This is a genomic window from Ancylomarina subtilis (genome assembly GCF_004217115.1).
Classification (GTDB): Bacteria; Bacteroidota; Bacteroidia; order Bacteroidales; family Marinifilaceae; genus Ancylomarina; species Ancylomarina subtilis.
In genome coordinates this window covers 673,955-687,552 of sequence record NZ_SHKN01000001.1, presented here as the reverse complement: position 1 = coordinate 687,552, position 13,598 = coordinate 673,955, and the positions used below count along the sequence as shown (strand labels likewise).

The following is a 13,598-nucleotide window of genomic DNA, read 5'->3' as shown; positions in this document are numbered from 1 at the left end:
GTCTCATTTTTTTATTTAGAAACGGATGATTTTAGGTGTGTTTTCGAAAGCTGTATAATAAGTGGCTGACAGCTTCAGCACATTTGTTATTATCAATTTTAGAATGATTGTTTTGCATGAAATCAGAGAAGCCGGGTATTTGATTGATCTGATCATTATTTATTGTACGAAAGCCCATTGACCAGTCAGGAAATGCTCTTTTTCTAATAGGCTCTTCTAAAAGTTTAAGGATGTTAGAATGGCGAGAATCTTTAGAAATGATATTGAAAAGTTGGTCTATTGTTTCTTTATTCCCTTCGATAAGCTGAATGAATGCTTCATCTTTGTAGAGCAGTAATCCTGTCACACCACGTTCCTGATTTTTTTTCCGGATTAATTTTAAAAAATCATTCAAGTCTGATTCGCTTAGTTTTTTTGATGAAAAACTCATGTAAACAATGTGAACTAGATCTGACATAGCTGGGGAATCTTTAATTCATGTGTACTAAAGTTACCATAACTTTTCTAAGTTGAGAAATGAAGCCAATTAAAAATCCCTCATCAAATAAATGATGAGGGATTCACTTAAACAGGCTTGTGGAAGCTAAGCCTGAAAAGATTTTTATATAATCCTATTTTAAAGGAAGAAGTTGACGTCCGTAAACTGCTTCTAAAAGTTCTGCTATGGCCATGTAAACAGCGATTGAGCCACAGATAACGCCTTCGATACCCGCTATTGTGTGTATCATATGACTGCCAGTGAAGTTTGCAATTGCCAATAGGGCAAATAATAAAACAACGGTTCCAAAAAGGATAGCGATTACTTTACCCAATTTGAGTGTTGCTACAAAAAATCCCAGTGACAGAATTCCCCAAACAGTCAGGTAATATCCCATTGCAGTTGTTGTAGGTGCTGTGCCTAATCCCATTTTAGGAAGCATCATTAAAAATACCAGTGTTAGCCAGAAGATACCATAAGATGTGAAAGCCATGGTTCCAAAGATGTTGTTCTTTTTCCATTCCATCGTACCTACAATAACTTGTACGATACCTCCCATAAATATACCCATCGCTAGAATCATGGTATCCATACCGAATAGACCTGCATTGTGCAAGTTTAATAAGATGGTTGTTAAACCAAACCCGCAAAGTCCTAATGGTCCTGGATTTGCTGTGTTGTCTTTTTGAATAATGAATTGTGTGTTTTCCATATTAGATTTTTGTTGTAAAAAGCAGCCGCAAAAGTATTCTTTTTATCAAATATGGCAAGGTCAAAAATCGATTATTATCAAATGCTTGTGACTGTCCGGAATTAATGTAAAATAAAGTAAAAGTGGATGCATTTGGTGTGTTGTGAAAGAGTTTGATAAACAGGGTAATATGCGATTGTTGTTGCTGTTTAGGTTCCTTGCTTAGAGCTGTTTTAAATAGAATGATAGATTGAAAATTGAGGTAGGAATTAATGCAAAAAACCCTTACCAAATAAATGATAAGGGTTTAGCTTAGCTCACACAGGTGGAAGCCAAGTGTGAGAAAGATCTTTATATCGAATTCTTATTAAGAAGAATGATTTACCAGTTTAAACTTATAAACATACAGTGTCTGTATTGTTTCAAAGCGTTGGCAAAAGTATTGTTTTTATTAGATAATACAAGGCTTTGAGAAGAATTTATTTAAAATAATTTTGCCCATGATGTGTGGAACCATTAAAAAATATTTTAAAGGCTTGATCCTAACATCTTTGAATTTTAAAACAGAAAACGCCTAAGTTGAATCGTTAAGCAATAGCTTACACACAAAGCTCCTTTTTTTCTTTCAAATGATTTAAACACGAATTTACCTTGTAGGTATCTACTGGGTCTCCAAGCCAAAACAGTGCTGCTTCCAGAGAACTAAATATTTTCATTGTCTGGGGTAGTTTAACAGAAAACATGCTCAGAAATGTGCTAAAAACGACTTGATGAGGTTTGCTTGTTAATACAGCTAATTTTCTTTTACCTGAGATGCCTTTATGGGATCTGAGAAATTCGATATAATCCTTGATATCTTTAATAAAACCTTTAAAAGTGATTTGTCTGATATCAAGAAGCATGTCAAAATTAGGTGAATAATCCTGATCTGAAGACTCCTTTAGAATAAATGTCTTCATTCTTTCCAGAGTCATAACCCCTTCATGATATTCAATAATAAATCTCTTATCAAGAAAAATCTGATAGCTACTTAGGAATTGCATAGGCTGGGTTTTAAATAGAACGATTAGGTTACAGTAAATTACGAAAAATTTACTATAATAAAAATATGAATCAGATATATTATTGTTTAGAGTAGGGGATACTTTCTTTATACAAGAGAAAATAAGGGAAAAGAAAAAATCCATCCCGAATAAACGAAATGGATTTTAAGAAATTTATATAATGAGAAATGTGTTTATTCCCAATTCAGGATCTTTTTGAATAGATAGTTTTCGGCATCAGGCAAATAAGCTCTTGCTGCCTCTAAATCTTCCTCGCATAAGTAATGCAGGTTGTTATTCATAACGGTTTGAACCTTTTCGCTATTGATATCAACCAAACGAGGTCTAACTTTTCCGTTTTCATCCTCAACATCTTTAAGGAATAGAGGAGAAGCATCGCCCTTAGGATCAACGGTAATCATACATTTGGATTCACCTGCTTTAAATAGATTATAAACGCCATTTCCAAGCATGGTACAAAGATCTAAATCGTAAGCAACAGGTGGACAACAACGTAATCCAAATCCCAATTCAACCGGTCGTGTCCCAATATTTAGCTTGTATGATTTAATTTTACGCTGAATAAACATGTTGAAAACATGAGATTTGCTGACATTAAATAATTCAGGATGTCCGTGTGCATCGTAAGTAAAGTTAATACCCGTGCTTTCAATTTCTTCCTGATCCATAAAATGGAAAACCCCTTCGCTAATAATGGCGGCACCATAATTAAGTCCCAGGATACGACGTTTGATGATGGACGAAATAACTAAGTTGGCAATTTTCTCAGCTGAGATATCTGTTTTATCAAACATTTCAGGAATGATAATCATTGGGAAGTGGCATGATGTTCCAATGCCGAAGGCTAAGTGTCCTGCTTCACGACCCATGGCTGATAAAACGAACCAATTCTGAGATGTGCGGGCATCTTCATAAACCGTAGTTGCAATACGAACCCCTTCATTTTTTGCAGAATGAAAACCAAATGTTGGTGAACCAACCGGCAAAGGAAGATCGTTATCGATGGTTTTAGGAACATGTATATTTGATATCGAAATCTGATTATCTTCCAGATATTTCGCTATACGATTGGCTGTTGAAGCTGTATCGTCACCACCAATGGTAACCAGTAGTTTGACATTATTCTTAACAAAGAAATTTGTGTTGAAATCAGTATCTTTTGGTTTAAAACGGCTCATTTTAAGAGAAGAACCTCCCTTACTGAAGATGCCATCCAAAAATGGGAAATCCAATTCTATGGTTTCAGGATTATCAGAGAAAAGCCCTTTATAGCCTTCGTGCATACCAATAACGCGGTAGCCATTTTTTAAGAATACTTTTCCAACACTACTTATTACGGTGTTTATGCCTGGAGCAGGACCTCCGCCACATAATATTACTATGGAATCTTTCATGGTTTTTAGTTGTATTTTACGACTAGCTTTCAATTTTAATGTCTTCATGCATCATGAAAATCCTCAAACTTAGTCTGGTTTGAAACATTTCTGATGATTAGTTGGCAAAGATAAACCTATCGTATTTAATACAAAATATTATTTGTACTTATCGAGCTAAAGTGTTAATTTCCTTTAATATAAAAATATGCGGGGTTAATCTATGATGATATAAATTCTTTATATATATAGATAGTTGGATATGTGTTGATTTTTATATAGTTTTGAGCCATCAAAGAATCTAAAATCAGAATATATATGCAAAAGTTATCCTATCGATTGATAATCCTTTTTGTTTTTTTTAATGCTTTTTACGGAGCTGCACAGACTAATGAGATAGCTATCAGCCTCAAAGAGGCTTTGGTAAAAGCAGAACAGAATAATAAAGAGATTAAGAAATCAAAAGCCCGTATTGATATTGCTAAAGCAAATTATCAACAATCACATTCCTTATTTCTTCCGGGAATTAATCTTTCTCACACGGCTATCAGAACGAATGATCCCTTAGCAAGTTTTGGTTTTAAACTGAAACAAGAGGTGGTAACAAGTGCTGATTTTAACCCGGTTTTACTTAATGATCCAGGTTCAATGGAAAATTTCCAAACACAGGTTAAAGTTGAGCAACCCTTGTTAAACTTTGATGGGATTCATGAGCGTAAGGCTGCCAAATTTGGTTTCGAAGCCGTGAGTTTGCAAGCGGAGAGAACCAGTGAGTATATTAAATTCGAAGTGAAGAAGGCCTATAAGCAATTGCAAGTTGCACAGGAGGCTGTTAAAGTTTTTGAAAAGGCAAAAGCAAGTGCTGATGCTAACTTGAAACAGAGTTTGGATTTGTTCACAGAAGACTTACTTATTGAGGCCGATGTTTTGTCAGCAAAAGTTCGTGCTTTAGAGGTCGAAAATCAATTGAATCAGACCAAGAATCAACGCAAGGGAGCGGCAGATTATTTGGCTTTTTTACTTGGATTTGAATCTGCAGATAGTTTAATAGCTGTTGATGACTTCCAAGAACCTCTAGGGGGATCGACTATTCAGGATGAAACAAGCAATGAAAATCGATCAGATATATTAGCCTATAAAAAGGGGGTATCGGCAAAGGAGCAGATGTTAAAATCGGCTCGGAATAAGTTTCTGCCCAGAATTAATGCTTTTGGAGCCTACGAATGGAATGATAAAGAATTTTTAGGTACAAAAGCTAATAATTATATGATAGGTGCCTCTTTGTCGTGGGATTTATTTAAGGGTTATAAGAATGTTGGAAAGATAAAAAAAGCCAAAGCAGAACTTCAACTTCAGGAACTTGATTTTCAGGATTACCTTGAGCAAAACAACTTGAAGCTGAAAGAAGCCAAGCGTTCACTAATCCTGAGTCTCCAAAAAATTGAAACCGGACGATTAGCAAAAGAACAGGCTGAAGAAGCCATGCGAATTCGAACCAATCGTTTTAAGAATGGACTGGAAAAAACGACCGATTTAATTCAAGCCGAAAGCTTATCCGCGGTTAAAAACTTAGAATATCTAAATGCAATCTTTAACTATTATACAGCTAAGTTCTATTTAGAATTTCTATTGGAGAAAGAGTTAAACTAAAATCAAAATCATCAACAAGAACTATTCAAAAAAGAAGATATGAATACACGATATTATTTAAGCGTTTTAATTGCTCTAGGATTTTTGGTTTCATGTAGCAGTGAGCCTGTTAAAAAGAAAGCTGAAGGATTTGACCTGATGGTTGAAGTTGCAAAGGCAAAGACCATAAAACAACCTGAACTTTTGAGTTTTACAGGAAAGCTTGAGGCTGCAACCCATTCAAGGTTGAGTACGCGAATCATGGGGCAGGTGGAGAAAGTATATGTCAAATTAGGAGAGACGGTTAAGAAAGGTCAACTTCTTTTACAAATTCGAAATACGGATATACTTGCAAAAAAGAAGCAAGCAGAGGCAAATGTTCGGGTTGCTGAAACGCTTTTAGCAGATGCCGAAAAGAATTTAGAACGTTATCAATCTTTATTTGATAAAAAATCGGCTTCAAAGAAGGAACTTGAAGGAATGCAAATTCAAAAACAGGTCGCGGAGTCGAAATTACAGGCTGCCAGGGGAATGCTTGTTGAAGTTGAAGAAACTTTGAAATATGCCAATGTCAGAGCACCTTATAATGGGCGAGTAACCAAGCACTTTGTAAAAGCTGGTGATTTGGCTACTCCGGGAATGCCCTTGCTTTCAATTGAGAAAAAAGGAGGATATGATGTCATTGCTAAGGTTCCTGAATCCGAAATTTCGCAGATAAAGGTTGGGGATTTTGTAGAAGTTGAACTTTCTGCACAAGACAATCGCCGTATACCGGCGCGTGTGTCTGAGATTAACCCCTCAGCACTTGATTCAGGTAATCAGTACGAAATGAAACTGCAGCTCGATGACATGAAGGATTCAGAATTCAAACTGTATTCAGGGATGTTTGCCAAAGTTTTAATCTGTATGGGAGAAGAAAATCGTATTCTTATTCCAAAATCGGTACTGGTAGAGAGAGGCCAACTTGTGGGGGTTTATACTTTAAGTCAGAGTGGTACCGCTCTTTTACGTTGGATTCGTGTTGGAAAGACTTATGGCAGCTCAATTGAAGTGCTTTCAGGTTTAAGTTCCGGTGAGCAATACGTTGTATCTTATGAGGGTAAGATATGGGATGGAGCTAAACTTAAGGTGACTGGCACAAAATAAACAAAATGAGGTTTTTCAAAATTCAAGACTAATTTTCTATATCATATGAAACGAGCCATAAGCAAAGCCTTCCACAAGATAGGAAGAAGATTACTTGGCGAATTCCATATGTCAAGAACATGAAATTAAAAACATATGAAAACAGGATTTGCTGGCGGAATTGCCAAACTCTTTATAAAATCGAAACTGACCCCACTGTTGATGATTGCCTTTTTGGTGATTGGGGCTTACAGTTCGTATCTAACACCTCGGGAGGAGGAACCGCAGATTGATGTCCCTATAGCTGATATTTTTTTAGCTTACCCGGGAGCGACACCCATTGAGGTTGAATCAAGAATTGTAAAGCCACTCGAAAAGGTGGTTGCAAATATACCAGGCGTAGAATATGTTTATTCGACTTCTATGTCTGAACAAGCCATGCTTATTGTACAATTTTATGTGGGTGAGGATGTGGAACGTTCTCTTGTGAAGATGTACAATGAGATTATGAAACATATGGATGAGATGCCTAAAGGGGTTTCTTTTCCACTGATTAAAACGCGTGCGATTGACGATGTTCCAGTCCTGGGCTTGACGCTTTGGAGTGAGAAATATGATGATTTTCAATTGCGTCGAATGGCTCAGGAATTGAATAATGAGGTTGAAAAAGTGAGCGAAGTGTCATCTACTGCAATTAGGGGTGGCCGTTCGCGTCAACTTCAGGTGATTTTGAACCGTGAGTTGATGGCTAACTACCATATCGATGTTTTGAGTATTGCACAAAAAATTCAGGCTTCGAATCAACAAATGGGTTCAGGTTCTTTCAATAACAACGATAATCAGTTCTTGGTTAAGACGGGTAACTTTATCGAGAATGCTGAAGAGCTTTCTAATTTGGTTGTTGGTGTGAACAGCGGAAGCCCGGTGTATTTAAAACAAGTGGCTGAAGTCCTAGATGGTCCAGAGATTCCTTCTCAATATGTGAGTTTTGGTTATGGAAAAGTAAATGATAAGCATGCAGCCTTTAAAGGTGAATACCCTGCTGTAACACTTTCGGTAGCCAAGCGCAGAGGAGCAGATGCGATGAAGATTGCAGATCAGATTTTAAATAAGCTGGAACTCTTGAAAAAGGATTTAATTCCTTCGGATGTTCATGTGGAAGTCACTCGTAATTATGGCGCAACAGCATCAGATAAGGTGGGAGAGTTATTATTACACCTCTTAGGAGCCATCTTGGCGGTAACTTTTGTTGTGATGTTGGCCATGGGATGGCGGGGTGGATTGGTTGTATTCCTTTCGGTACCTATCACATTTGCTTTGACCATGTTTAGTTACTATTATCTGGATTATACTTTAAATAGAATTACCTTATTTGCTTTGGTCTTTGTAACGGGAATTGTGGTGGACGACTCCATTATTATTGCTGAGAATATGCACCGTCATTTCAAAATGAAGAAAATGTCTTTTATGGATGCGGCTCTTGTTTCTATCGACGAGGTGGGTAATCCAACGATTCTGGCGACTTTCACTGTTATTGCAGCTGTTCTGCCTATGGTCTTTGTGTCAGGTTTAATGGGCCCATATATGAGTCCAATGCCCATTGGAGCATCGATTGCCATGATATTTTCCTTATTAGTTGCTCTAACCATTACGCCATATTTGGCTTATCGTTTGTTGAAAGGTGGCGAGGATGATAAAGAAAAGATTGAGAGTAAGTTTAAGTTAGAGGATGGCTTTATCTATAAGATCTATAATAAAACCATGCGCCCTATGTTGGAATCTCCAAAACTGCGCTGGTCATTTATTATTTCAGTAACAGTTCTATTATTGGCTTCAACCACCTTGGTTTATTTCAAAATGGTAGCGGTTAAAATGTTACCTTTTGATAATAAGAATGAATTTCAGGTGATTATTGATATGCCTGAGGGAACAACCCTTGAACGGACGGCAATGGTGACGAAAGAGCTCGCTACCTATGTGGCACAGCAAGAGAATGTTTTGGATTACCAGTGTTATATAGGAACTGCCGCTCCAATGAATTTCAACGGCTTAGTGCGTCATTACGATTTGCGTAGAGGTTCAAATATGGCTGATATTCAGGTTAATCTAACTCACAAGAAAGATAGAGATGAGCAGTCGCATGATATTGCTAAGGCCATGCGTCCGGGTTTACAAGCCATTGGTAAGAAGTTTAATGCCAATGTAAAAGTGGTAGAAGTCCCACCAGGACCTCCGGTTATGTCAACTTTAGTGGCTGAGGTTTATGGACCTAACGATCAGGAACAAGTTGCAATTGCTTCCCAATTGAAAACACTGTTTAGTAAGACGCCTGATGTGGTTGATGTGGATTGGTTGATTGAAGATGATCAGAAAGAATTTCAATTTGATGTAAAAAAGGAAAAAGCCATGCTGGCCGGAGTGAATACACAGCAAGTGGTTCAATCTATTGCGATGACTCTAAATGGTCAGGATGTTTCTCAATTTTATCAGGAAAATGAGCATGAGCAAATTGGTATTAATTTGCGTTTGAAAGAGGAAGAAAGATCGAGTTTAAACGACTTGAAGAAAGTGAATATTTTGACTCAAACAGGTGAAATGATAGCCATTGGTGACATTGTTGAGGTGAATGAGGTTACCAAAGAGAAGAGTATTTATCGTAAGAATCAAAAGCGTGTGGTATATGTCACAGCTGATGTAGCAGGTAAGCTTGAAAGCCCTGTTTATGGTATTTTGGGAATCTCAGAGAACTTGGGTGAGATTAAAGTCCCTCAAGGATTTTCATTGACGGAGGAATATACACATCAACCCTTTTTTGAGGATGATTATAGCCTGAAATGGGATGGTGAATGGCAAATTACCTATGAAGTTTTCCGTGATCTGGGAACCGCCTTTGCTGTTGTTCTTTTGGTGATTTATATGCTAATCATTGGCTGGTTTCAGAATTTTAAAGTGCCTTTTGTCATGATGGTAGCCATTCCTTTATCTTTGGTTGGTATTCTGATTGGTCACTGGTTGATGGGGGCTTTCTTTACCGCGACATCGATGATTGGATTGATTGCCCTGGCAGGAATTATGGTTCGTAATTCCATATTGCTCATCGACTTTATTAATTTGAGGTTGGCGGAAGGGATTCCTTTAAAGGAAGCTGTGATTGAAGCGGGAGCGGTGCGAACAACACCCATTCTGCTAACAGCAGGAACCGTTGTGATTGGAGCTGTGGTGATTTTATTTGATCCGATTTTCCAGGGATTGGCCATTTCACTTATGGGTGGAACCATTGCATCAACTTTCTTAACGCTGTTAATCGTTCCGTTGATTTATTATATCACTGAAAAGAAGAATTACAAGTAATACGATTTTATATTTAATCAAACGCCCCAAACTGATTACGGTTTGGGGCATTATTTTATGTCATTAATATTGAAAATATTCAATGAAAAATAAGGGTTAAGACGCAGTGCATGACATCTCTACCATTATTTACATCATTATTTGTGAACCGCCTTGATGAATTCTTCCACCTCAGGAATTCCTCCCTGATACAAAAGATAACCATTATAAGGTTCTCTTTCGGTTATTTCATCGTTGACAGGGGTTAGCATCAATCGATGAACTTCCTCAAGATCGTCTGTCTGACCCAATGCCCAGCCCAGTTTGATGTAGGCCACCTCAGGCAGCATATTACCTCCGGGAACAATGCCTCTTGCCATCATTTCACGACCGGTTTCGTAAACAAACATCTGAACATAGCCCCAAAGTGTTTGAAGAGTCATAAACATATAAACGCCCTTTTTCTTGGCTCTTGCAATGGATGGATACAATTCCTTATTCACATGTCCTAAGCCCGTTCCAATAAACACAATTCCTTTGTATCCACAGTCAACTAGGGCATCTAAAACGTCGGGTTTCATGCCTGGATAGTAATAAAGCATGGTTACCTTATCACTGAAATAAGGCTTTATCGTTACGTTTCTGTCTTTTCTTCGGGGTTTATACTCTTTTTTAATGTAGTCAATTTTATGACGATTGACCATAGCCAGTGGTGTATCTCCAATGGTTCGGAATGTTGATCGGTAAGAGGAGTGCATCTTGCGCACACGGGTTCCCTTATGTAACAAGCCGTATTCGTCCGAAGTGGGGCCGAACATGCAGACCATTACTTCAGCAATATCTGAATTTCCGGCAGCATACATGGCATGCATCAGGTTTAAGGCTGCATCGGAGCTGGGACGGTCAGATGAGCGTTGTGATCCTACAATCACGATAGGCACAGGTGAGTTTTGCACCATAAAAGTCAAGGCTGCACCTGTGTGATGCATGGTATCAGTACCATGACCAATGACGATGCCATCAACACCGTTCTCAATCTCTTTACCGATGGCTTTAGCCAGTTGCAAATACTGCTTAGGCCCCATATTTTCGCTAAATACGGCAAAGACTTTCTCTGTCGTTAAATTACAGATATCGGCCAACTCAGGTACAGCACCATACAATTCACCAGGGGAGAATGCCGGAATAACGGCTCCGGTTCTATAATCCAGACGTGAAGCAATCGTCCCTCCTGTACCAAAAAGTTTGACATTGGGCAGACCTTCCGTAGTAGGAAACTCTTTTTCCGGAATTTTATAGTTGGCTTTTTTGTAGCCCGTTTCCTGCATATCGGTGATGGTAATGATATCCACACCAATATTATACCCTGTAATGATTTTTAAAACAATATGCTGATCGTCATCGTTTTCTGATCTGGGCAAGATGGTGCCTACAAAATCGCCGCGCGTCGTGGTAATCTTTGCCGTTCCCCAAACTCTGACATTATAGTTTTTAAGTATCTCCAACGCACCACCTTTATATCCTTGAAAAATATCTTCCATAATAGTTGACTATTTAATAGCTTTTTCGATTTTAGTTTTCAATTCGCTTAATGCTAAATTACCGGTAGCTTGCAGATGAAGCTGACCCATAATCCAGTTAACAACCTTTTCTTTATGAATTTGAGAGTTGGATTCTCTGTATTTTTCATATAGATAATTGACAGGTGCCAATAATTCGTCAAGGCTTCTTTTCTTAAAATTAATGCTTGTCAGAATTGAAGAGAAATCCATATTTGGATGCTCTATTAGCACAGGAAGCATCAGTTTGGAGATGGTATAATGCAGTTTGTGCTTTTGAATGTATTCGAACATTTTTACTATTCGATTATATTTAAAGTCATCGTGCTTTTTGTATTTGCCCTCTACATATTTAAAGGTATGTCCGAAGAAAGTACCAATAAACTTTGCCGGGATCTTTAATTTTTCGATTTTCTCGATAACCGGAACCAAATTATTCTTTAGAATATAATGATCGGTATCGCTTGGTATGGCCCATGAGCGGAGTTGCTCGTAGCGCTTGAATATTTCAACCGGTAAGTTTTTATTAAGCCCTTCGATATAGTTATTGGGTAAGGGGATAGGAGCCGAATCGGTATCAGGATACATTCTGTCTGCTCCGGGTAGAACTCTTTCAAAAATGGTGGTGCCATCCTTAAAAGATTTGCGGGTTTCCTGAGGAATGGTGTCAAAGGCCATCAGGCATCTTTCTTCAATGGTTTCAAGAGCTGTAGGAATATCTTCTTTGGGGCCCCAGAAGATGATTTGTGCATCTTTGTCTCTTGCACTGAGAAGTTTCCTAATTTGATTAAAATCTTCCTCAACACTTGAGCCATCAATTTCTTCAGAATGAATCATATTTGGCTTTTCGATACAAGCGATAACCTTTAAGCGATCGGTTATTTCATTGGCAAAGCACTGACCAGGCTGGGTAAAGTGAGAGAGTATGCCCCGAAAGCCTTCCAGATTGACAGCATAAACCTCATTGTTGGAGAAATTAATGGATGCCATCTGCTTGTTCTTAAGCTGATCGGGATCAATCTTCATGCTCTTGATTTTCCAGTTCTCCTGATTCTTAACCTGATTTTTAAGCAATTTTTGAATATGAAGCAAAGCCCATTGACGGAAAGCCTCGTTGTGCGACAGTTCTGGTATCCATTTATTATGGGCCACGCCCTTTATTTCGATACGTGTACCGCCCTTGCAACTCACATTCACGTCTTCGCGACCTGCACCCATTCCCGTTCTAACTTTTCCGGTACTCCGATTGAGAAAACGGATGTATTCTGCTGCTTCTCTCAATTCATCAGGGGTTTCACAATCGGGATAGGTGACGGTTTCAATCAGAGGCATCCCCAGACGATCCGTTTTATATACTCTCTTATGACCAATATCTGAAATCTCCCGACAGGAATCTTCTTCTATACTCAATTGAATTAAACGGACCTTTTTGTTTTTGAGTTGAATATGACCTTCAACACCAAGAATAGCGGTTCTTTGAAAACCCGCAGGAATACTGCCATCCAAATATTGTTTACGGGTGATATGGACTTCACCCACAATATTCAGATTAGAAAGCAAAGAGATTTCAAGTGCATATTCCAGAGCCTCTTTATTAATGATAAAGGGTGGGGTATCATCAATTTCGTAGGTACAAGCCGAATTGTTGTTCAAACGATAGGTGATTTCTTTTCGGGTTTTAAACTCCATCAAAGCTGTTCCGTCATACTCCCCAAGCTCTGAAAGCGTGGGGCGCATGTGACGGATAATTTCCGCATCAAAATCGTTGTGATTGTGCAGAATACCTGCCGGGCAATGGCAGAAGAGTTTCTTTTCGGTTTTGAGTTGCTGATGAACTTCGAGGCCCGACATGAATCCGATACGTTTATAATCCTTTTCTGTAGCCTCTTTTCTGGAGACATACCCTATGGTTTTTCGGGTATTCTGATAGTTTTTTATTGGGTTAAATTTCTGCATAGTGGGGGTTTAATTTTGGAAGCCATAAGGTAGATAAGATAATTAAGTTTAGCAAGCCTGTATAGTAGAATTGACTAAGACCTAATCGCTTATAGAGATTGAGAGAAGGTGTGCAGATTTGATGGAAGAAAGGCAAGCTCTAATGTTGTGCCATGTGTTGTGAATTTTAAATTGCAGGTTTTAAGGCGTATTTTAAAATCGATTTAAGTAAGAAAGTTCAATCTTATTTTTATATAAATTATGAAGATTCAGTCTATTTTATGTAGAATTTTAAATTTACTTTAAATTTAAATACTGTTTAGTATGATTGTTGTTAGTCTTAGTATGATTAATTTAATAGAGCTTTTCTTTTTTCTGTAAAAAGAATAAAATAAGCTTAGTAACAATTTTAAA

General features: G+C 37.9%; 9 protein-coding genes. 3 read left to right on the top strand and 6 right to left on the bottom strand.

Annotated elements, in window-relative coordinates:
* Nucleotides 1-31: 31 nt before the first annotated feature.
* The 4 genes from EV201_RS02860 to EV201_RS02845 all read right to left on the bottom strand — a co-directional run bounded on the left by EV201_RS02860 (nt 32) and on the right by EV201_RS02845 (nt 3,627).
* Nucleotides 32-457, bottom strand: coding sequence for a BLUF domain-containing protein (locus EV201_RS02860; protein WP_130305891.1), 426 nt, complete (start codon nt 455-457; stop codon nt 32-34).
* A 154-nt stretch (nt 458-611) separates the two neighbouring features.
* On the bottom strand, nt 612-1,190 hold the full coding sequence (locus tag EV201_RS02855; protein WP_130305890.1) for an acetate uptake transporter: 579 nt from the start codon (nt 1,188-1,190) through the stop codon (nt 612-614).
* A gap of 578 nt (nt 1,191-1,768) precedes the next feature.
* Nucleotides 1,769-2,212: an STAS/SEC14 domain-containing protein gene (locus EV201_RS02850; protein ID WP_165389570.1), complete on the bottom strand. Its 444-nt coding sequence runs from the start codon at nt 2,210-2,212 to the stop codon at nt 1,769-1,771.
* 194 nt (nt 2,213-2,406) lie between these two features.
* Complete coding sequence (locus tag EV201_RS02845; RefSeq protein WP_130305888.1) at nt 2,407-3,627, bottom strand: 6-phosphofructokinase; 1,221 nt, start codon at nt 3,625-3,627, stop codon at nt 2,407-2,409.
* A 297-nt stretch (nt 3,628-3,924) separates the two neighbouring features.
* Here EV201_RS02845 and EV201_RS02840 point away from each other — a divergent pair, with 297 nt between their 5' ends.
* The 3 genes from EV201_RS02840 (at nt 3,925) to EV201_RS02830 (ending at nt 9,711) form a co-directional block, all read left to right on the top strand.
* Nucleotides 3,925-5,256, top strand: a complete 1,332-nt coding sequence (locus tag EV201_RS02840; RefSeq protein WP_130305887.1) for a TolC family protein — start codon at nt 3,925-3,927, stop codon at nt 5,254-5,256.
* Between the two features lie 39 nt (nt 5,257-5,295).
* Nucleotides 5,296-6,381, top strand: a complete 1,086-nt coding sequence (locus tag EV201_RS02835) for an efflux RND transporter periplasmic adaptor subunit (RefSeq protein WP_130305886.1) — start codon at nt 5,296-5,298, stop codon at nt 6,379-6,381.
* A 135-nt stretch (nt 6,382-6,516) separates the two neighbouring features.
* Entirely contained in the window at nt 6,517-9,711 is a 3,195-nt protein-coding gene (locus EV201_RS02830) for an efflux RND transporter permease subunit (protein ID WP_130305885.1), read from the top strand.
* Between the two features lie 137 nt (nt 9,712-9,848).
* Here EV201_RS02830 and gatD read toward each other — a convergent pair whose 3' ends face one another.
* Together gatD and gatE are read right to left on the bottom strand one after the other, a co-directional pair.
* Entirely contained in the window at nt 9,849-11,231 is a 1,383-nt protein-coding gene (gene gatD, locus EV201_RS02825) for a Glu-tRNA(Gln) amidotransferase subunit GatD (RefSeq protein ID WP_130305884.1), read from the bottom strand.
* Nucleotides 11,232-11,240: 9 nt separating this feature from the next.
* On the bottom strand, nt 11,241-13,205 hold the full coding sequence (gatE, locus tag EV201_RS02820) for a Glu-tRNA(Gln) amidotransferase subunit GatE (RefSeq protein ID WP_130305883.1): 1,965 nt from the start codon (nt 13,203-13,205) through the stop codon (nt 11,241-11,243).
* Nucleotides 13,206-13,598 lie beyond the last annotated feature (393 nt).

Excerpts from the sequence above, each read along its gene's own strand:
- EV201_RS02860 (WP_130305891.1), bottom strand. The coding sequence starts at position 457 with ATGTCAGATCTAGTTCACATTGTTTACATGAGTTTTTCATCAAAAAAA.
- EV201_RS02855 (WP_130305890.1), bottom strand. The coding sequence starts at position 1,190 with ATGGAAAACACACAATTCATTATTCAAAAAGACAACACAGCAAATCCA.
- EV201_RS02850 (WP_165389570.1), bottom strand. The coding sequence starts at position 2,212 with ATGCAATTCCTAAGTAGCTATCAGATTTTTCTTGATAAGAGATTTATT.
- EV201_RS02845 (WP_130305888.1), bottom strand. The coding sequence starts at position 3,627 with ATGAAAGATTCCATAGTAATATTATGTGGCGGAGGTCCTGCTCCAGGC.
- EV201_RS02840 (WP_130305887.1), top strand. The coding sequence starts at position 3,925 with ATGCAAAAGTTATCCTATCGATTGATAATCCTTTTTGTTTTTTTTAAT.
- EV201_RS02835 (WP_130305886.1), top strand. The coding sequence starts at position 5,296 with ATGAATACACGATATTATTTAAGCGTTTTAATTGCTCTAGGATTTTTG.
- EV201_RS02830 (WP_130305885.1), top strand. The coding sequence starts at position 6,517 with ATGAAAACAGGATTTGCTGGCGGAATTGCCAAACTCTTTATAAAATCG.
- gatD (WP_130305884.1), bottom strand. The coding sequence starts at position 11,231 with ATGGAAGATATTTTTCAAGGATATAAAGGTGGTGCGTTGGAGATACTT.
- gatE (WP_130305883.1), bottom strand. The coding sequence starts at position 13,205 with ATGCAGAAATTTAACCCAATAAAAAACTATCAGAATACCCGAAAAACC.